Source organism: Ectopseudomonas guguanensis, assembly GCF_900104265.1.
Classification (GTDB): Bacteria; Pseudomonadota; Gammaproteobacteria; order Pseudomonadales; family Pseudomonadaceae; genus Aquipseudomonas; species Aquipseudomonas guguanensis.
In genome coordinates, this window is the sequence record NZ_FNJJ01000001.1 from 93500 (window position 1) to 112905 (window position 19406).

Genomic DNA, 19406 nt, shown 5'->3' on the forward strand with positions numbered 1-19406 from the left:
GCCTCACTTGCCGTGACGTTCTGCAGCCCAACGCGTCAGGCGTTGCGCGATCTTCTCGCTGGCATGGCCGTCGCCATAGGGGCTGAACACCCGGCTCATCGACTGGTAGGCCTGCGCGTCATCCAGCAGGCGCGTGGTCTGCTCGACGATGCGCGCGGGGTCGGTGCCCACCAGCAGCACCGTACCGCCCTCCAGCACCGAGGGCCGCTCGGTCACCTCGCGCAGTACCAGCAGCGGTTTGCCCAGTGCCGGCGCCTCCTCCTGCACGCCGCCGGAGTCGGTCAGGATCAGATAGGCGCGATCCATCAGCCAGACGAAGTGCTGATAGTCCTGTGGCGCAATCAGATGGATGTTGCCGTAGCCGCCCAGCAGCGCACGCACCGGCCCCTGCACCTGCGGATCGAGATGCACGGGGTAGACGAACTGCACGTCAGGGTAACGCCCGGCCAGTTCCGCCAGTGCCTGGCAGATATGCTCGAAGCCCTTGCCGAAGTTCTCCCGGCGATGGCCGGTGATCAGCACCAGGCGCTGCTGCGGGTCGAGCTTCGCCAGCGGTGAATCCGCCGCCGGATGCCACTGAGTCTGCTGCAGGTGATCGCGCATCCACAGCAACGCGTCGATCACCGTATTGCCCGTCACCTCGATCTGATCGGCGCAACGCCCCTCACGAATCAGGTCGTCGCGCGCCTTGCCGATGGGGGCGAAATGCAGATCGGCCAGCACGCCGGTGAGGGTGCGGTTGCCCTCTTCCGGCCAGGGCGAGCGCAGGTTGCCGGTGCGCAGGCCTGCCTCGACATGGCCGATGGCGATCTGCCGGTGATAGGCGGCCAAGGCCGCGATGAAGCTGGTGGTGGTGTCGCCGTGTACCAGCACGATATCCGGCAGTACCCGCGCGTAGCTCTCGTCGAGCCGCTGGAGCAACTGCTGCGACAGGCCGTTGAGGGTCTGCCCCTGGGTCATGACATCGAGGTCTTCGTCCACCTGCAGTTCGAAAGCGTCGAGTACCTGCTGCAGCATTTCCCGGTGCTGCCCGGTGGAGCAGACGAACAGGTCGATTCCCGGCCAGTGTTTCAGCACCCGTGCCAGCGGCGCCATCTTGATCGCCTCGGGGCGAGTACCGAAGACCATCTGTACCTTGAGGGACATGCGCAGCTCCTTGGCTGAAAGCTTCCGTCGATAACGATTATTGACGTCCATCCTAGGGCAAGAGTTCGTCAGGGCAAGCAAAAGTCTGACTCAAATTCTGTCCATGACGGTTTTGTGCGCGTCCCGGCAGGCACGGCGCTACAATGTCGCCCCCCTTACTCCGAGCCAGCCCATGAGCGAACCCACCCGCCTGTCCAAGCGCGTCATCGAACTATTCGGCTGTTCCCGGCGCGAGGCTGATCTGTACATCACCGGCGGCTGGGTCGCGGTGGACGGCCAGGTGGTCGAAGCGCCGCAGTTCAAGGTAACGGAGCAGCGCATCGAGCTGCTGCCCGGCGCCAGCCTCGAGCCGGTAGAGCCGGTCACCCTGCTGCTGCATTGCCCGGCCGGCGCCAGCGCCGCGCAACTGCAGCATCTGCTGGTGCGCGAGCGGCACTGGGAAGACGATCCGCACGCCCAGCGTATCCTGCATGGCCATTTCCTGCGTCAGGAACAGAGCCTGCCACTGCAGAACGGCGCCAGCGGCCTGGTGGTGCTCAGCCAGGACTGGCGCGCCCAGCGCAAGCTGCGCGAGGACGGCGCCAAGCTGGAGCAGGAGTATCTGGTCGATGTCGCCGGCGAACTGGCGGCCGGCGCCCTGGAGCGCCTGAAGAAAGGCCTGATTCACAAGGGCACGCAGTTCCCGCCGTGCAAGGCCAGTTGGCAGAGCGAGCAACGCCTGCGCTTCGCCCTGAAGAATCCGCCAGCCGAACTGCTGCAGCAGATCTGCAAGGCACTGGGCCTGCAAGTCAAAGCCATGAAACGCATCCGTATCGGCGGCGTGCCGATGGCCAAGCTGCCAGCCGGGCAATGGCGCTACCTGGGCGACAAGGAACGATTCTGAGGCCATGTTAGGCTGTGCCCGTCACGCTCTGGAGGCAATCATCATGCGCACCCTGCTCCTCACCGCCCTGCTCGCCCTGAGCCTGCCCAGCCTCGCTGCGCCAGCACCCTTCTTCCTCTGGCAGAGCAAGGTCGACGGCCACCTGACCTGCGCCCAGACCAGCCCCGGCGAGGGCTGGATCGCCTTCACCGGGCCGTTCCGCGACGCAGGCTGCCGGGTGCCGTACGACGCCCCGGTCAACCGCCGCTAAGCAACACACCATGCAGCATCTGGTCTCCCCGGTCGGCATCGTCCGCTCCTGCTTCAAGGAAAAGTTCGCCATCCCTCGTCAGCCGCATCTGGCCCCCGCCGCCCGCGGCGTGCTGGAACTGCTGCCGCCCTTCGATCAGGGCGAGGCCGTCCAGGGTCTACAGCAGGTCAGCCACGTCTGGCTGCTGTTTCTCTTTCACCAGGCGCTGGAAGACAAGCCACGCCTGAAGGTGCGTCCGCCACGTCTGGGTGGCAATCAGTCGGTCGGCGTATTCAGCACCCGCGCCACCCATCGCCCCAACGGCATCGGCCAGTCGGTGGTGCGCCTGGAACGCGTGGAGCCGGGGCGCCTGCACCTGTCCGGCATCGACCTGCTCGACGGCACGCCGGTACTGGATATCAAGCCTTACGTGCCCTATGCCGATGCCGTGGCCGACGCCCGTAACGAGATGGCCGATGCCCCGCCGCCGCTGATTCCGGTGGACTGGCAGGACGATGCCCTGGCAGCTGCGCGCAGCCACGGGCTGCGTTTGGACGAACCGCTGGTGGCGCTGATCGAGCAATGCCTGGCGCAGGACCCGCGCCCGGCCTACCAGCAACCGCAGCCCGAGCGGCGCTACGGCGCGCGCTTCTGGGATCTGGACGTGCACTGGCATTACCCGCAACCAGGGCGTATTCGTGTGCTGGATGTGCAGATGGCGAGTCGCGGCTAAAGCCCCTCCCACGCAATCGATGCTCCGTGGGAGGGGCTTTGGCCGCGACAAGGCAAAACGCATGAATCGTCATTTCGACCGGCAATAGTGCCTGATTTACCTGGCGCCAGGTTCTAGGGTGAAGACCTCATCATTCATCGAGGCCTTCCCATGCATCCGTACTTTTCCCTTGTCGGCCGCACCGCCCTGATCACCGGCGGCACGCGCGGCATCGGCCTGATGATTGCCAAAGCCTTCGTCGAGGCCGGCGCCCATGTCTACGTCTGCGCCCGTGACAGCGAAGCCTGTGCGCAGACCGCCGCCGAGCTCTCGGCACTGGGCCGGTGCACCGGCATAGCTGCCAACCTGGCCAGCGAGGAAGGCGTGCAGGCACTGGCCGCCGAACTAACCGGGCGTATCGACAAGCTGGATATCCTGGTCAACAACGCCGGCACCACCTGGGGCGCGCCGCTGGAAAGCTACCCGGCCAAGGGCTGGGAGAAGGTCATGCAGCTCAACGTCACCTCGGTGTTCGGCTGCATCCAGCAGTTGCTGCCGCTGCTGCGCAGGGCCGGCTCGGCCGAATGTCCGGCACGGGTGATCAACATCGGCTCGGTGGCCGGCATCAGCGCCATGGGTGAACAGGCTTACGCCTACGGGCCGAGCAAGGCCGCGCTGCATCAGTTGTCGCGCATGCTGGCCAAGGAGCTGGTGGGCGAGCACATCAACGTCAACGTGATCGCGCCGGGGCGCTTCCCGAGCAAGATGACGCGCTTCATCGCCGAGGACGAAGCGGCGCTGGCCGCCGATACCGCGGTGATCCCGATGAAGCGCTGGGGCCGCGAGGACGAGATGGCCGCCCTGGCGCTGAGCCTGGCCGGCAGCGCCGGGGCCTACATGACCGGCGCCATCATCCCCATCGACGGCGGCTTTCACCTGGGCTGAGGGTCAGGTGCGAAACTGCCGCACCAAACCCTGCAGTTCCACGCCCAGACGCGCCAGCTCGGCGCTGGAGGCGGCAGTCTGTTCGCTGGCCGCGGCACTCTGCTCGCCGATGTCGCGCACGCGGGTGACGCTCTCGTTGATCGCCTCGGCCACCGCGCTCTGCTCCTCGGCGGCGGCGGCGATCTGCTGGTTCATCTGTTCGATGGTGCTGACGGCCTGGGTGATGCGGCCCAGCGCGTCACCGGCCTCGCCAGCCAGTTCGACGGTACGGCGGGTCAGGTCGCGGCTGCTGTCCATCTGCTGCACCGCGCCCTTGGCCATGCGCTGCAGCCCGGCGATCAGGCTCTCGATCTCTTCGGTGCTGTCCTGGGCACGCTTGGCCAATGCCCTGACCTCGTCGGCGACCACGGCGAAACCGCGGCCCTGCTCACCGGCCCGCGCGGCTTCGATGGCGGCGTTGAGCGCCAGCAGGTTGGTCTGCTCGGCGACGTTGCGGATCACCTCCAGGACGCTGCCGATGCGCGCGCTTTCCTGATTGAGGTCGGCGATGGCCTTGGCCGACTGCTCCACCTCGTTGGCCAGGCTGTCGATCTGATCCACCGCCTGTTGCACCACGCGATTGCCCTGCTGCGCCTCCAGGTCGGCATCGCGCGCCGCCAGCGAGGCCTGCTCGGCGTTCTGCGCCACCTCCTGCACGGTGGCGGCCATCTGGTGCATGGCGGTGGCGGTCTGTTCGGTTTCCAGTTTCTGCGTCTGCACCCCGGCGCTGGTCTGCGCGGTGATCGCGGACAGCTGCTCGGCAGCCGCGGCGATCTGCCCGACGCCGCCACCGATGCGGCTGACCAGGTTGCGCAGGCTGAGGGTCATGTCCTGCATGGCTGCGAGCAGCTGTCCGACTTCATCGGCGCGATCCTGCGGGATGTCCTGGCTGAGGTCGCCAGCGGCGATACGCTGGGCGAAGACCACCGACTGGCGCAGCGGCGCAACGATCAGGCGGGTGATCAGCAGCGCGGCGCACAGTCCCAGCACCACGGCAGCGAAGCCCATGATGCCGAGCATCACCAGCGCACGCTCACTGTCGCCGAGCATGCCCTGCTCGGCAGCGGCCTGGGCGGCCTCGGCCAGATCGACGACAGAGCGCGCCCGTTCGATCATGGCCTGCTCGGTGGCCTGGTTCTGCTCACGAAGCTGCTGGTAGTAGAGGAAGGAGCGCTGATAAAGGGTCAGCGCCTGCAAGGCGGTGTCGATGGACGCTTTCTGGTCATCGTCGAGCCAGACCTTCAGGCTGCTGGCAACGGTCTGCAGGTCTTCGCTGACGTAGGCCCACTCCTTCAGCGCTTCGGCGGAACCGTCGATGATGTAGAGGCTTTCATGCCCCCGCAGGTCGAGCATGCGCTTGCTCAGTCCGGACGCGGTTTCCGCCAGGGTCAGCGGATCGCTGCCACGCAGGCGATCGCCCTGCAGACGCAGCTCGCGCACCGCGTCGTACATGTCCAGCTCGATCACCTCGAACTGATCGCGGGCCTCAGCCGCGGCGGTGCGCATGTCCTGACGGGCTTCGCGTGCCTTGCCCTGCTGCTCGACATAGTTGTCGAACTGCTTGAGGTACTCGGTGGTGGCTTGCTGCATGGTCTGCACGCGCGAACCCTCGGCCACCTGCTTGCCGAGCTGCTCCAGCATGCTCTGCACCTTGAGCAGGCTGTCGCGCACGCGAGCGGCGTTTTCCTGGGTCTGCTCGATGGCGAAACTGCGCTCCAGACGACGCGCCTGGAGAATTTCCTGATTCACCTGCGCCAGCTGTCCGACCTGCTCGTGTCCCTTCAATACCGCTTGCACGGCCAGGTAGCCGCTGACCGTCATGGCAGCGGTGAGCAGTAGCACCAGGCCGAAACCGATGAAGAGTTTCTTGCCTACGGCAAGGTTGGCGAAAAGACGTGCGGCAGGCTTGAACATAGGGTAACTCCGGGTTCTTCTTATACAGCCGCGCCTCGTGAGCGCGACCTGGTCGATTGGCAAGGCAACAGCTATGCCATGTCGAGTCCATGCTATCGGCAGCAGAGTGGCGCCGCTTGAGTGCTGGCAATTCGCCAATCCACCTCTTGCAGCATAGCCAGCGGATCGACGGCAGACGGGAAAACTCGGCAACTATCCGCTTATTGACGCCCAATAACTGGCGATTTATCGCCGATCGACCAACCCCATCCCACAAAAAAGGTTCTTCGCGTTCTCGCGGGGAAGATGCGCTTGACACCGAACTGGCAATTACGTGTTAGCTGTCGATGACTTGGCACTATCCCTTAGCGTGTCGTCTGACCTGCTGGGTTTCGCCCCTTACGGGCGACTCACTTTCTTTGCTTGTGCAAAGAAAGTAAGCAAAGAAACACACCCCTGCATACGGCCCCGGCTGCGCCGGGGTTCCCTCGCTCCATCACCGCTCCAGGGGCACGCTGCGAAGGGCCATCCCTGGCCCATCGCAGCTCTCGCGACATCCATGTCGCTCAACCCCTTCCACGGCGATTCCACTCGGCCTCCTGAAGGGGGCTTGGGCGTCGTCTGTTCCATCGCAGTTGAAGAGCAAGGGCAAAGGCAAAGGCAAAGGCAAAGGCAAAGGCAAAGGTCAGACGACGCCAATTTCAACTTCGCAAAGATAATGCAAGCTCGCGACCCGGTCCCCTTCAGGAGGCCGAGTGGAGGTGTTGCGTAGGGGGACGAGCCGCATGGATGCGGCGAGATACCGATGGCGGCCCCGCTTAAAGGGCCATGGACGGCCCTTGTAAGCCGGCCCCCGGAGCAGCACCGGAGCGAGGGAAGTTTCGCGTAGCGAAACCCGGATGTCGGGGTGCCCTTCTTTGGCACACCTTTCTTGGGCAAGCAACGAAACGTAGCGCAGCGGAGTAACAGCCGCAGGCTGGCCCGAAGGGTGAGCGCAGCGAATCAAGGTGTGGCGCCCGTAAGGGGCGCAACCCAAACGATCAGTACACGCGGTAATGGATAGTGCTAAGTCCGCAAGCGATACGCACACAAACTTGCCAGTCCGGTATCAACCCGCATTTTCCCGCCTGTTCCAGCGGGGCGCGGTTCAGCGACCGGCAAGCACCGGCATCACTCGAGGCCGCAGGGCTTCACCGGCGACCGCCAGCAGGCCGATGGCTCCGGCGATCCAGTACCACTGGGCGACCGGGTCGAACAGCAGCCAGCCCAGCGCATGCAGGAACACCACCATGATCAGCACCGGGCTGACGTAACGCACCATGAACAGCCACAGGGCGTAGCCTGCAGGCGGCAGATCCAGCTCGTCGCGCATGATTTCGCTGCGCAGCGCATAGCCGGCGAGCACCACCATGAAGATGCCGCCCAGCGGCATCATCCAGCGCGAGGTGAGGTAATCCAGCCAGTCGAAGAAGTTCTTGCCCAGCGGCGTCCAGCCGGCCAGCAGGTTGAACGAGAGCATCGCCAGCAGGCTGATTACCAGCAGCACGGCGCCGGAAGCCAGCGCTGCACGCAGACGGCTGATACCGTGTTTCTCGTTCAGATAGGCCACCGTGGCTTCGATCATGGAGATGGCCGAGGTCAGCGCGGCGATCGACACCATGGCGAAGAACAGCACGCCGAAGGCGATGCCCAATGGCATCTGCTGGAAGGCCAGCGGCAGGCTCATGAAGATCAGCCCCGGCCCTGCGCCCGGGCTCATGCCGTTGGCGAAGATGATCGGGAAGATCGCCAGGCCCGCCAGCAACGCCACGCAGGTATCGCAGATCGCCACCAGGAAGGTGGTGCGGGCAATCGACTGGCCGTCGGGGATGTACGAGCCGTAGGTGAGGATGGCGCCCGAGGCCAGACTGAGGGTAAAGAAGGCATGACCCAGAGCGGCCAACAGCGCCTCGCCGGTGATCTTCGAGGCATCGAAATGGAACAGGAAATCGAACCCAGCCTGGAAGCTGCCGCTGGTGAAGGCGTAGCCGACCAGCACGATCAGCATCAGGGCCAGGCCCGGCATCATCCAGCGCACCGCGTTCTCGATACCCTTCTGCACGCCCTTGGCCACGATCCACAGGGTCAGCAGCGCCACCAGCACGCTCCAGCCGCCGAGCTGCCAGGGGTTGGCGTTGTGCGCCTCGAACACCCCGCCGAGCGCCTCGACGCTGGTGGCAGCCAGCGAGCCGTCGAGCATCTTCCAGGTGTAGGCGAAGGCCCAGCCGGCGACGACCACGTAGAAGCACAGGATCATGAAGCCGGCAAGCATGGCCATGCCGCCCACCGCCTTCCACAAGGGGTTGCCGCCGTTCTCGCGGACCACGCGGCCGATGGCATCGATGGGGCTGCCGCGACCACGGCGGCCGATGGCGATCTCGGTCATCATCACCGGAATGCCGATGGCCAGGATGCACGCCAGGTACATCAGCACGAAGGCGCCGCCGCCGTACTCACCAGTGATATAGGGGAATTTCCAGATATTGCCCAGGCCCACGGCCGAGCCGGTTGCAGCGAGGATGAAACCCCAGCGCGAGAGCCAGAGGTTCTTCGGTTTTTCACGGGTCATGCGTCACCTGTTTGTTTTTATCTGTGACGGAATCGGACCCGCCGCGCTCGTGGCGCAGCGGAATGCAAGGCTTGGGTTGAAGCCGGAGATGTCACTGGGCGTCGGCTTGCACCTCCGGCGCGGCCAGTTGGAAGGCCTCCAGGGGTTCACAGCGCGCCGCCATGGCGACGATGCGTGGGTACGCGGCAAGGTCACAGTTAAAACGCCGCGCATTATACAGCTGCGGGATCAGACAGGCTTCCAGATATCCGGGCCGCTCGCCGAGCGACAGGCGACCGTCGAACGCGGCCAGCCCTTCCTCCACCGCTGCAAGACCGAGCGTGACCCAATGCCGGTACCAGGCGTTCTTCGCCTCGTCGGAGGCGCCCAGCTCGCTGGACAGGTACTGCAGCACGCGCAGGTTGTTCAGCGGATGCACGTCGCAGGCAATGTGCAACGCCAGCGCCCGCACCTGGGCGCGCTCGGCCGGGTCGGCCGGCAGCAGCGCCGGCACCGGAAAGATTTCCTCGAGGTATTCGATGATCGCCAGGGACTGGGCGATGCGCACGCCGCCGTTCTCCTCGTCCACCAGCAGCGGCAGCAGCCCCTGCGGGTTCAGCGCGCGGTAGTCGGCGCCGTGCTGCTGGCCGCCATCCTTGACCAGATGCACGGGCACCTGCTCATAGGCCAGGCCCTTGAGGTTGAGGGCGATGCGCACGCGATAGGCAGCGCTGGAGCGCCAATAGCCGTAGAGTTTCAGCATTACGGATTCCTTTCGAAACGCGACCTGGTAGGAGCGGCTTCAGCCGCGATGCTTTAAGCGACTGCTGGCGAATCGCGGCTAAAGCCGCTCCTACCGATCAGCGGGCGTCGTACTTTTCCACCACCTGATCGATGGCGCCGAAGATGCTCTGGCCGGCTGCGTCGAACATCTCGATACGCACCCGGTCGCCGAACTTGAGGAACGGCGTCTTCGCTTCGCCCTGCTCGACGATTTCCAGCATGCGCTTTTCCGCCAGGCAGCTCGATCCGGCGCTGCGGTCATAGTTCGACACGGTGCCCGAACCGATGATGGTGCCGGCTCCCAGCGGACGGGTCTTGGCGGCGTGGGCGACCAGGGTGGGGAAGTTGAAGGTCATGTCCACGCCGGCGTTCGGCTGGCCGAACAGCGCACCGTTGATATGCGAGACCAGCGGCCGGTGCACCTTGCCGTCCTTCCAGCTTTCACCCAGCTCGTCCGGGGTGACCGCCACCGGCGAGAAGCTCGACGACGGCTTGCTCTGGTAGAAACCGAAGCCCTTGGCCAGTTCGCCGGGGATCAGGTTACGCAGCGAGACGTCGTTGACCAGCATAAGCAGGCGGATATGGCCTGCCGCTTCGGCCGGCGTGGCGCCCATCGGCACGTCGTCGGTGATCACCGCCAGCTCGGCTTCCAGGTCGATGCCCCAGGCTTCGTCGGCCAGGCGGATCGGGCTGTGCGGCGGGATGAAGGCATCTGCGCCGCCCTGGTACATCAGCGGGTCGTGCCAGAAGGATTCCGGCATCTCGGCACCACGTGCCTTGCGCACCAGCTCGACATGATTGACGTAGGCGCTGCCGTCGGCCCAGTGGTAGGCGCGCGGCAGCGGGCTGTGGCAGGCGGCCTGATCGAAGGCGAAGGCGCCCTCCTCCAGGCCGTCGTTGAGGCGCTGATAGACCGCTTCGAGCTTGGGCCGGGCCACGGCCCAGTGGTCCAGCGCGGCCTGCAGGGTGAGAGCGATTTGCGGCGCGAGCACGGCGCGGGTGAGATCGCGGGAGACGACGATCAGCACGCCGTCGCGGCCCTGGTTCAGTGATGCGAGTTTCATGGTTCCTACCTATTCGTCTGTTCGCGTGCGGGCTGTTCCCCCTCTCCCACTTGTGGGAGAGGGGCCGGGGGAGAGGGTGTGTTGCCAGCCCCCTCTCCCTAGCCCTCTCCCCAAGGGGAGAGGGGACGATTGGTGCCCGCCCTTAACCTTGTGTACCCGGCGCACGCCAGGAGTTGACGTACTCGGCCACGTCCACCGCACTGGCGGCATCACTGACCTCCAGGGCGCGGCGGGTGTCGATCATCACCGCCACCTCGTCGATGAAGGTGGCCGGGTCCTCCTGGCTCTTCTTCAGCGCCTTGGGGTGCGGCCCGTGCGGGAAACCGCAGGGGTGCAGGGTGACCATGCCGGCCTCGATGTTGTCGCGGCTGAAGAAGTTGCCGCGGTGGTAGAACAGCACCTCGTCGTAGTCGTCGTTGTTGTGGAAGAACGGCACCTTGAGCGCACCGGGGTCGGATTCGACCGGCCGCGGGGTGAAGGTGCAGACCACGAAGCCATTGGCGACGAAGGTGGTGTGCGCCGAAGGCGGCAGGTGGTAGCGATGGCTGATGAGCGGGCGAATATCGCGCCAGTTCAGGCGCACCACGGTGTTGTCGCCGTGCCAGCCGACCACGTCCAGCGGGTTGTACGGGTAGGTCACGGTGCTGATCTGATTGCGCCGCTTGATCCTGATCTGCCAGGTGTTCTCGTCCTGCTGCGCCTTGAAGGCCTCGTCGAGCCGCGGATGATCGAGCACGGCGGGGTCGAAGATCGCCTGCGGACCCAGCAGGCCCTTGTCCGGCAACTGGTAGGCGCCGTCGCTGTTCTCGATCAGCAGGAAGTAGCTCGGCGTGCTGGCCTCGATGCGCCAGGCGGTGCCGCGCGGGATCAGCAGGTAATCGCCGTCGCGATACTCCAGATGACCGAAATCGCAGTACAGGTGCCCTGCCCCCTCGTGGACGAACAGCAACTCGTCGCCGTCGGCGTTGCGCACCAGGTGGCGCATGGCGCCGTGGGTGCGCCACACGCGCAACTTCACATCAGCGTTGTGCAGGGTCAGCGGCGCCGCCAGCGGGCAGTCGCGCTCGCTGGGGATGTCGTTGAAGTTGAAGGCATGCGGGCGCAGCGGGCCTTCCCAGTCGATCCAGCCGGTTGGCGGATGCTTGTGGTGCAGGTGCGCGGTGGGGCCGAAGAAGCCCTCACGGCCCATCTCGCGCTCGTAGGTGCCCTGCGGCAGGTCGCAATGCGCCTGGCGCGAGCACTCGCCTTCACGCAGGGGAAAGCGGATCCATTGGCGGCTCATGGCATCACTCCTCGGAGATCACACCGCGACGCAGCTGGTCTTCCTCGATCGACTCGAACAAGGCCTTGAAGTTGCCCTCGCCGAAACCCTGATTGCCCTTGCGCTGGATGATCTCGAAGAAGATCGGGCCGATCACCGTGTTGGTGAAGATCTGCAGCAGGATGCCGTCGTCGCCCGGCGCCCCGTCGATCAGGATATTCAGCTCGCGCAGCACATCGGTCGGCTCGCCATGGCCGGCGACGCGGCTGTCGACCTTTTCATAATAGGTGTCCGGGGTGGTCATGAAGTCCACGCCGTTGGCGCGCAGCTGGCGCACGGTGGCGTAGATGTCGTCGGTGGACAGGGCGATGTGCTGAATGCCCTCGCCGTGGTACTCACGGATGAATTCCTCGATCTGCGACTTGTCGTCGGCCGACTCGTTGATCGGGATGCGGATCTTGCCGCACGGCGCGGTCATGGCGCGGGAGAAGAGGCCGGTGAGCTTGCCTTCGATGTCGAAGTAGCGGATCTCGCGGAAGTTGGCGATGCGCTCGTAGAAGCCGGACCAGACATCCATCTGCCCGCGGCGCACGTTGTGGGTCAGGTGGTCGATGCACTGCAGGCCGACGGCGTTGTCGTTGGCACTGCGGCCTTCGATGTACTCGAAGTCGACGTCGTAGATGGTCTTGTCGCCATAACGGTCGACCAGATACAGCAGCGAGCCGCCAATGCCTTCGACGCAGGGAATGTTCAACTCGCCGAAATTGGCGTGGCTGCCCACCAGCTTGGCGCCCTGCTGCTCGACGTAGGCCGCGGCCTGGGCGGCGTTCCTGACCCGGAAGGCCATGGCGCAGGCGCTGGGGCCATGCTTCTCGCCGAAGGCGCGCACGTGCCCGGTGGGGCTGCCGTTGAGCACGATGTTGATGTCGTTCTGCTGGAACAGCCACACCTCTTTCGAGCGGTGCTTGGCGGTTTCGGTAAAGCCCATGGCGGTGAACAACTGGCGCAGTTGCTCGATGCCTTCGGCAGTCGGTGCGGTGAATTCGACGAACTCGAAACCGTCGGTTCCGATGGGGTTGTGCTGCTCGATCTTGGCCACGGCGGTCATTTCGCCTCCTGATTGTCATTGTTATGGCAGCCGCACGAATGCGTTGCGGACAACCTCATGACAACCGAGCGCAGAGGCGCTCTCAAGATGGCTTGCGACACTTCGACACAGCAGGCGGGCGCAGCACCGGCAAATTTTCTTTACGCCATGCAGTTCGAGCAGGCAACGCCCCGGCTGGCGTAAAGAAAATCTTACAGACCGGTCTGCCGGCTTGCCGCTGGCGCTCACTCAGAGCGCGAGAAGCTGTAGGCGCGCTCGACCTTGGCCACCCGCGTGGTGAATGCAGCGTACCAACCGGCTCGCCCCTGCTCACGCACGGCGCTATGCTCGGCGTGCTCACGCCAGGCGCGGATAGCCCCCTCGCTCTGCCAGTAGGACAGGGTGATGCCCAGGCCATCGCTGCGCGCCGACTCCACGCCGAGAAAGCCGGGCTGCTCTGCGGCCAGTTCCAGCATGCGCTGCGCCGCCTCGGCGTAGCCGGCGTCCACCTCGGTGCGCAGCGAGGTGAAGATCACCACGTAATAAGGCGGCTGTGGCGTGGCAGCGATCACGAGGCCACGGCCAGGTGCGCCTCGTGCACCGACTGCACCGCGCAGGCACCGACCAGGCCGGCGACCAGCGGCGGCAATCGACCTTCCAGCGCCGCACGCTCGGGCTGGAACAGGGTGGCGATGAAGAACGGATGGTCCTCCAGTTCGATCGCCCGCACCGCACCGGCCGCGTCATGTCCGGAAGCCTTCAGCGCCTGGGCCATCAGTGGCTCGACGAAGGCATCGACGAGACCGTAGCGGCACAGGTACTGCTCGCTGATCTCACGTACGCCGTAGAGTTGGGCAATGCGCGAGCCGGAGACCAGATGCACATGCTCGCTGACATCCAGCAGCGCACAGGTCAACGGCGCGATCATCGGGCTTTGCGCCTGCGGCGACAGCTCGGCGTGCTCGGCATCGGTCCAGCCCAGGCGGTTGCGTGCGTATTCGAGCAGTGCGTGCTGGAAGCCGCCACAGGTGCCGAGAAATGGCACACCCTGCTCGCGGGCAAAGCGAATGGCACGTAGCGCCCCCTCGGTGGCGGCGTAAGGGCTGCCCGGCACGCACCAGATACCGTCATAGGCGGTCAGGGTGGCGTCATCGACAATGCGCTCGGTGGCCAGCCAGTCGTGCTCGACCGCCACGCCCAACGCCTCGCTGGCCAGGCGCAAGGCCTCGGGAATGGCCCGGTGCGCGGCGATCGCCGCATTGTAGTTACCCACCAGAGCGATCTTGACTCGACACTTGCTGTACATACGCCTACCCCCTCTTGCATGACGGCCTGCCTGCCACTATAAGATGGCGTCCGCGCAATAATAATTGGCGAATAGACAAGCAGAGATTGCAGCCGTGCAATATCAAATCGACCACACCGACCTCTCGCTGGTACTCGCCCTGGTGCGCGGCCGCTCCCTGGCGCGGGCCGCAGAACTGCTGCAGGTGGACGTCTCCACCGTATTTCGCGCCGTACGCCGGCTCGAAGCGGCATTGGGTGTGGCGCTGTTCGAGAAAAGCCGGCGCGGCTACGAACCCAGCGAGACCGCTCGCGCCCTGGCGGAACAGGCCGAACGCGCCGAACAGGCGCTGGATGCCGCGCGTGTGGCGCTGGAACTGGGCAAGCAGGTAGTCAGCGGCACGGTGCGCCTGACCTGTACCGACGCCGTACTGAGCAGCCTGCTGCTACCGGCGCTGGCGCGCTTCATGCCCAGTTACCCGGCCCTGGCGCTGGAGCTGGTGACGTCCAACGACTTCGCCAACCTCAGCCGGCGCGATGCCGACCTGGCCCTGCGCCTGACCAACGAGCCGCCGGAGCATCTGGTGGGGCGGCGTCTGGCCAAGGTGTCGTATCGGGTTTGCGCCCGCGATGATGGCGAGGATCGCAGCGATCTGGCACGGCAGAGCTGGATCGCCCCGGACGAGGCGATGCCGGATCACGCCACGGTACTCTGGCGTCTGCGCGAACTGCCGGGCGTCACCCCCAACTACCGCTGCAGCAGCATGTACGCCGTGGCGCAACTGGCGCGCGCCGGCTTGGGCGTTGCCGCCCTGCCCGACTTCGTGCTGCGCGCCCATCCGGAACTCAAGGCACTCGGCCCGCCGCTGACCGGCTGCGACACCGAGCTCTGGCTGCTGACCCGCCCCGACTGCCGGGCGTTGCGTTCGGTGCAGACGCTGTTCGAGGAACTGAGCGAAGCGCTGATGAGCCATGGCTGAGGCGGAGCATCGCCGCTAAAGCGCCTCCCACGGAGCGGGGGCAGCCTGTCATTGCAGCGGCGAAACCTTGTGGGAGGGGCTTTAGCCGCGACAGACCAGAAAGCTGTGTAGCCCGGATGCAATCCGGGGACGTTGGCTGCGCAAAAGAGCATCGCGGCTAAAGCGGAATGCCGCCCAGCCGCTCCTACCTATCCCGTAGAAACGGCTTCACATCCGTAGGGCGGGTGCAACCCGCCACTCATTTACTGAAGCGCCTCCCACGGAGCGGGGGCTGCCTGTCGTTGCAGCGGCGAAACCTTGTGGGAGGGGCTTTAGCCGCGACAGCACAGAAAGCTCTGTAGCCCGGATGCAATCCGGGGACGTTGGGCATCGCGGCTAAAGCCGCTCCTACCTGTCCTGTAGAAGCGGCTTCACACCCGTAGGGCGGGTGCAACCCGCCACTCACTTTACATGGTGGGTTACACCCGCCCTACAACTCAGCCGCGAAGAACTTCCCGAGATCCTGATCGCCGCGGTGCGCACGGCGCACCCTACGGTTTACCCTTGCTGCAAATGTCCGTAGAGCTTGGCGTACAGCCCGCCTTCGGCAATCAGTTGCTGATGGTCGCCATCCTCGGCGACGCTGCCGCCATCGAACACCAGCACCCGGTCAGCCTGCTTCACCGCACTCAGGCGGTGGGCGATGATCAGCGTGGTGCGGCCTTCGAGAAACTGCGCCAACGCTTCGTGCAGGGCATACTCGGTGGCGGCATCCAGCGCCGAAGTGGCTTCGTCGAGGATCACCACCTTGGGTTCTGCCAGCACCATGCGGGCAATGGCCAGGCGCTGGCGCTGGCCGCCGGACAGGCGCACGCCGCTGCGGCCGACCACGCTGTCCAGCCCCTGGGGTAGTTGCGCGATGCTGTCGTGCAGCTGGGCGATGCGCAGCGCCTGCCAGCAGGCCTCGTCGCTGCGCTCACGGCCCATGCACAGGTTGGCGCGCACCGTGTCGTTGAACAGCGCCGGGTGCTGCAACACCACCGCGACGTTGTCGCGCACGCAGTCCAGGCCTATTTCCTCCAGCGCGCTGCCGCCGAAGCGGATGCTGCCGGCCTGCGGCGTATACAGGCCCAGCAGCAACTGCACCAGGGTGCTCTTGCCTCCGCCGGAGGCACCGACGATGGCCACTTTCTCGCCTGGAGCGATGGACAGGTCGAGCCGGTCGAGCACCGGTTCCTCGCCATAGGCGAAGGTCAGCCCCTGCACCTCGATACCGACCGTGTCGCGCCCCTTGAAAGGGTCGACGCGCCCGGCGTACTGCGGCTCGTCCTGGCGCGCCAGCAGCTCGTTGATCCGCGTCAGCGCACCACCAGCAGCGTAGAAGGCATACTGCAGGCTGAGCAGCTGCTCCACCGGGCCGATCATGAACCACAGGTAGCTGAACACCGCGAGCATCTGGCCGATGGACAGGTCGGAAAACAGCACGGTGAGCATCGCCGCGGCGCGGAACACGTCGATACCGAACTGAAACAGCAGGCCGCTGGCGCGGTTCGACGCGTCGCTCTTCCATTGCGAGGCCACGGCGTAATCGCGCACCTCGCGCGCCCGCCCGCCAAGGCGGCCGAGGAAGTAGCCCTGGCGGTTGCCGGCGCGCACTTCCTGGATCGCCTCCAGGGTTTCGGTCAGCGCCTGGGTGAAGCGCGAGGTGCTGTCGTTCTCCAGCTTCTTCAGGTGCTTGACCTTCTTGCCCAGCAGCACGGTGGCGTAGATCACCAGCGGGTTGAACAGCAGGATCAGCAGGGCCAGCTGCCAGTGCATCCAGATCAGGATGGCCGAGGTGCCGACCAGGGTCAGGATCGCCACCAGGAAGCGGCTGAGGGTCTCGCCGACGAACTTGTCCAGGGTGTCCAGATCGGTGACCAGGTGGGTGGTCACGGTGCCGCCGCCCAGGCTCTCGTACTCGCCGAGTGAGATACGCTTGAGCCGTTCGATCAGGCGCATGCGGATGCGGTAGACGATGTCCTTCGACAGCCTGGCGAACAGGCGTGCCTGCAGAACGTTGAAGATCAGCGCCGAGCCGCGCAGCAGCAGGGTCAGCAGCAGCATCAGGCCGATGTAGCCGGCGGCGGTTTCCCACTCGGCGGGCAGGAAGTTGTCCATCACCTTGAGCGCCGCATCGCCGTCGTGCAGCAGCACTTCGTCCACCAGCAGCGGCAACAGCAACGGGATCGGCACGCTGCACAGGGTGGCCAGCACGGCGACCAGGTTGGCCAGAATCAGCGCTTTCTTGTGACGCAGGGCCAGGCGACGGACTTCTGCCCAGCTCAACCGATCAGGCATTGACAGCACGCTCCAGCCAGCGGCCCAGCAGCGGTGACAGCGCCTCGAGCGGCTGATAGCCGTTGGTCAGCAGCGCCAGCTGACCATCGCGCTCGGCCAGCAAGGTGGGGAAACCGGCGATGCCCAGATCCTGCACCCAGCTGAAATCGGCGGCGGTGGCATCGACCATGGCCTGACTGTCGAAAGCCTCGGCGAATTCGATGCGCGGAATCCCTGCCTGCTCGGCCAGCTCGACTAGCACACTGGCCTGGGTGACGTCGGCGCCCTCGGTGTAGAAGGCCTGCTGGATCAGCTTGAGCAGGGCCCAGGCGCTGGGCTCATCGAGCTGGCGCGCGGTGACCAGCGCGCGGCAGGCCGGCTCGGTGTCGTAGACCATGCCCTCGGGCAGGCCGCGGTCGAAGTCGAACAGCTGCCCGGTGCTGGCGTTGACCGCCTGCCAGTAGCCCAGGTATCGCACCCGCGCTGCGGCATCGATCGCCACCTGATCGCGGCGCAGGCCGCCCACCACGATCTGCAGCGGCACGCCGGCGGCAGCCGCCTGCTCGGCGAGGGCTTCGACCACGGGTGCGAAGCCCCAGCACCAGGAGCACATCGGGTCCATCACGTAGAGCAGGCGGCTAGCCATGGTCAGGCCTCGTTCAGTTGGCGGGGGTCGCGGCCGATGGGGTGCGGCTGGTTGCGCGCACGCGCCAGCTCGATCTGCTTCTGCCGCTCGCGGGCGCTTTCACGGGTCTTCTCCGGCAGCGAATCCCAGCAATGCGGACAACTGACGCCGGGGCTGTAGAACTCGGACTGGCGGTCTTCCACGGAAATCGGATTGCGGCAGGCATGGCACTGATCGTAGTCGCCTTCGGACAGGTCGTGGCGCACGGTCACGCGGTTGTCGAAGACGAAGCAGTCGCCGCGCCACTTGGTCTGCTCCTGCGGCACTTCCTCTAGGTATTTGAGGATGCCGCCCTTGAGGTGATAGACCTCCTCGAACCCCTCGCCGAGCATGTAGCTGGAGGCCTTCTCGCAGCGGATACCACCGGTGCAGAACATCGCCACCTTCTTGTGCTTGCTCGGATCGAAGTGGGCCTTGACGTACTCGGGGAACTCGCGGAACGACTTGGTCTTGGGGTCGATGGCGCCCTCGAAGGTGCCGATGGCCACCTCGTAGTCGTTGCGCGTGTCGATCAGCAGCACCTCGGGGTCGCTGATCAGGGCGTTCCAGTCCTTGGGCTCGACGTAGGTGCCGACGCGCTGGTTGGGGTCGACGCCCGGCACGCCGAGGGTGACGATTTCCTTCTTCAGCTTGACCTTGGTGCGATAGAACGGCTGCTCCTCGCAATAGGATTCCTTGTGGTCGATATCGGCCAGGCGGGCGTCCTGGCGGAACCAGGCGAGCAGCGCATCGATGCCGGCGCGGCTGCCGGACACGGTGCCGTTGATGCCCTCTTCGGCGAGCAGCAGGGTGCCTTTGATGCCGTTGTCAAGCAGGGTTTGCAGCAGGGGTTCGCGTAGCGCCTGGTAATCCGGCAGGGAGACGAATTTATACAGCGCCGCGACGACGATCTTGTCGGTCATGAATATTCTCTCAGTAGTCACCCACGTAAAGGGCGGACTGGACTTCGATCAGCTGCGCGTCGGCCCTGCTGCGTTAAAAACAGGCTCGGAATGCTCATGTACAAAAGTACACTGCGCTTCCTCGCCTGCTTTTGCCTTGCATGGCTCTAGCTCGCTAGATCGAGAATCTAAACGAAAGCGCCGGCGTGGGCCGGCGCGGGAGCGATTGTAGCAAAGCAGAGAATCGCCGGGGCGGGTTGGCGACAAGGCGCGACAGCCTGTCACGTAGCCCGGATGCAATCCGGGAACTGCCGAGGGGTTTCCCCGGATTGCATCCGGGCTACCTCAATGCCCGCCGCGGCAGGTCGGCGAAGCCGGGGCCGCGCCCTGCTCTGCCCATTCCTGCGGGGTGTAGGTATGCAGGGCCAGGGCATGGATCTGCCCCATCAGTTCGCCAACGGTGGCATAGACCTTCTGATGTCGCTTCACCGCATTCAGACCGGCGAACGCCGGGCTGACGATCACCGCCTTGTAGTGGGTCTCCAGGCCGCGGCTGTGCATGTGGCTCTCGTCCAGCACCTCGAGGTGCTCGGGTTGCAACGCGGCCAGGGCGGCGGTGATCAGGTCTTGCTTGGACATCGTGGGCTCC

The 19406-nt window shown here is 65.4% G+C and carries 18 protein-coding genes; 5 read left to right on the forward strand and 13 right to left on the reverse strand.

Annotated features, from left to right (window positions below):
- Positions 1–3 precede the first annotated feature (3 nt).
- A complete protein-coding gene (wecB, locus tag BLS61_RS00445; RefSeq protein ID WP_090425866.1) occupies positions 4–1146 on the reverse strand; it encodes a non-hydrolyzing UDP-N-acetylglucosamine 2-epimerase in 1143 nt (380 codons plus the stop codon).
- 172 nt (positions 1147–1318) lie between these two features.
- On the opposite strand from wecB, the gene BLS61_RS00450 reads away from it, so the two are divergent.
- The 4 genes from BLS61_RS00450 to BLS61_RS00465 all read left to right on the forward strand — a co-directional run bounded on the left by BLS61_RS00450 (position 1319) and on the right by BLS61_RS00465 (position 3915).
- Positions 1319–2029: an rRNA pseudouridine synthase gene (locus tag BLS61_RS00450; RefSeq protein ID WP_090425870.1), complete on the forward strand. Its 711-nt coding sequence runs from the start codon at positions 1319–1321 to the stop codon at positions 2027–2029.
- Positions 2030–2072: 43 nt separating this feature from the next.
- Positions 2073–2279: a hypothetical protein gene (locus tag BLS61_RS00455; protein WP_090425875.1), complete on the forward strand. Its 207-nt coding sequence runs from the start codon at positions 2073–2075 to the stop codon at positions 2277–2279.
- Between the two features lie 10 nt (positions 2280–2289).
- On the forward strand, positions 2290–2991 hold the full coding sequence (gene tsaA, locus BLS61_RS00460; RefSeq protein ID WP_090425877.1) for a tRNA (N6-threonylcarbamoyladenosine(37)-N6)-methyltransferase TrmO: 702 nt from the start codon (positions 2290–2292) through the stop codon (positions 2989–2991).
- A 150-nt stretch (positions 2992–3141) separates the two neighbouring features.
- Complete coding sequence (locus BLS61_RS00465; RefSeq protein WP_090425881.1) at positions 3142–3915, forward strand: SDR family oxidoreductase; 774 nt, start codon at positions 3142–3144, stop codon at positions 3913–3915.
- Positions 3916–3918: 3 nt separating this feature from the next.
- Here the strand turns inward: BLS61_RS00465 and BLS61_RS00470 are convergent, their stop codons facing one another.
- From BLS61_RS00470 to BLS61_RS00505, 8 genes are all read right to left on the reverse strand, one after another.
- The gene (locus tag BLS61_RS00470; protein ID WP_090425884.1) at positions 3919–5868 is read right to left on the reverse strand and encodes a HAMP domain-containing methyl-accepting chemotaxis protein; all 1950 of its coding nucleotides are present in this window, start codon (positions 5866–5868) and stop codon (positions 3919–3921) included.
- A 1126-nt stretch (positions 5869–6994) separates the two neighbouring features.
- Entirely contained in the window at positions 6995–8455 is a 1461-nt protein-coding gene (locus BLS61_RS00475; protein ID WP_090425887.1) for a sodium-dependent transporter, read from the reverse strand.
- 91 nt (positions 8456–8546) lie between these two features.
- Complete coding sequence (gene maiA / locus BLS61_RS00480) at positions 8547–9197, reverse strand: maleylacetoacetate isomerase (protein WP_090425890.1); 651 nt, start codon at positions 9195–9197, stop codon at positions 8547–8549.
- Positions 9198–9294: 97 nt separating this feature from the next.
- Positions 9295–10281, reverse strand: a complete 987-nt coding sequence (locus tag BLS61_RS00485; RefSeq protein ID WP_090425893.1) for a fumarylacetoacetate hydrolase family protein — start codon at positions 10279–10281, stop codon at positions 9295–9297.
- A gap of 142 nt (positions 10282–10423) precedes the next feature.
- Positions 10424–11563, reverse strand: coding sequence for a homogentisate 1,2-dioxygenase (locus tag BLS61_RS00490; protein WP_090425895.1), 1140 nt, complete (start codon positions 11561–11563; stop codon positions 10424–10426).
- Positions 11564–11567: 4 nt separating this feature from the next.
- Positions 11568–12650: a 4-hydroxyphenylpyruvate dioxygenase gene (gene hppD / locus BLS61_RS00495; protein WP_090425898.1), complete on the reverse strand. Its 1083-nt coding sequence runs from the start codon at positions 12648–12650 to the stop codon at positions 11568–11570.
- A 224-nt stretch (positions 12651–12874) separates the two neighbouring features.
- A complete protein-coding gene (locus BLS61_RS00500) occupies positions 12875–13201 on the reverse strand; it encodes an antibiotic biosynthesis monooxygenase family protein (protein WP_090425901.1) in 327 nt (108 codons plus the stop codon).
- On the reverse strand, positions 13198–13935 hold the full coding sequence (locus BLS61_RS00505; RefSeq protein WP_090425904.1) for a CTP synthase C-terminal region-related (seleno)protein: 738 nt from the start codon (positions 13933–13935) through the stop codon (positions 13198–13200). The genes BLS61_RS00500 and BLS61_RS00505 overlap by 4 nt, the downstream gene beginning before the upstream one ends.
- Before the next feature lie 94 nt (positions 13936–14029).
- Here BLS61_RS00505 and BLS61_RS00510 point away from each other — a divergent pair, with 94 nt between their 5' ends.
- Positions 14030–14893, forward strand: a complete 864-nt coding sequence (locus tag BLS61_RS00510; protein ID WP_090425907.1) for a LysR family transcriptional regulator — start codon at positions 14030–14032, stop codon at positions 14891–14893.
- A 537-nt stretch (positions 14894–15430) separates the two neighbouring features.
- Here the strand turns inward: BLS61_RS00510 and BLS61_RS00515 are convergent.
- The 4 genes from BLS61_RS00515 to BLS61_RS00530 all read right to left on the reverse strand — a co-directional run bounded on the left by BLS61_RS00515 (position 15431) and on the right by BLS61_RS00530 (position 19396).
- The gene (locus tag BLS61_RS00515; protein WP_090425910.1) at positions 15431–17212 is read right to left on the reverse strand and encodes an ABC transporter ATP-binding protein; all 1782 of its coding nucleotides are present in this window, start codon (positions 17210–17212) and stop codon (positions 15431–15433) included.
- Positions 17205–17837 carry a DsbA family protein gene (locus BLS61_RS00520; protein WP_090425913.1) on the reverse strand — a complete coding sequence of 211 codons (633 nt, stop codon included), beginning with the start codon at positions 17835–17837 and terminating at the stop codon, positions 17205–17207. The genes BLS61_RS00515 and BLS61_RS00520 overlap by 8 nt, the downstream gene beginning before the upstream one ends.
- Positions 17838–17839: 2 nt before the next feature.
- Positions 17840–18778: an oxygen-dependent tRNA uridine(34) hydroxylase TrhO gene (trhO, locus tag BLS61_RS00525; RefSeq protein ID WP_090425917.1), complete on the reverse strand. Its 939-nt coding sequence runs from the start codon at positions 18776–18778 to the stop codon at positions 17840–17842.
- 324 nt (positions 18779–19102) lie between these two features.
- Positions 19103–19396, reverse strand: coding sequence for a BolA family protein (locus BLS61_RS00530; protein ID WP_090425922.1), 294 nt, complete (start codon positions 19394–19396; stop codon positions 19103–19105).
- Positions 19397–19406: the final 10 nt, after the last annotated feature.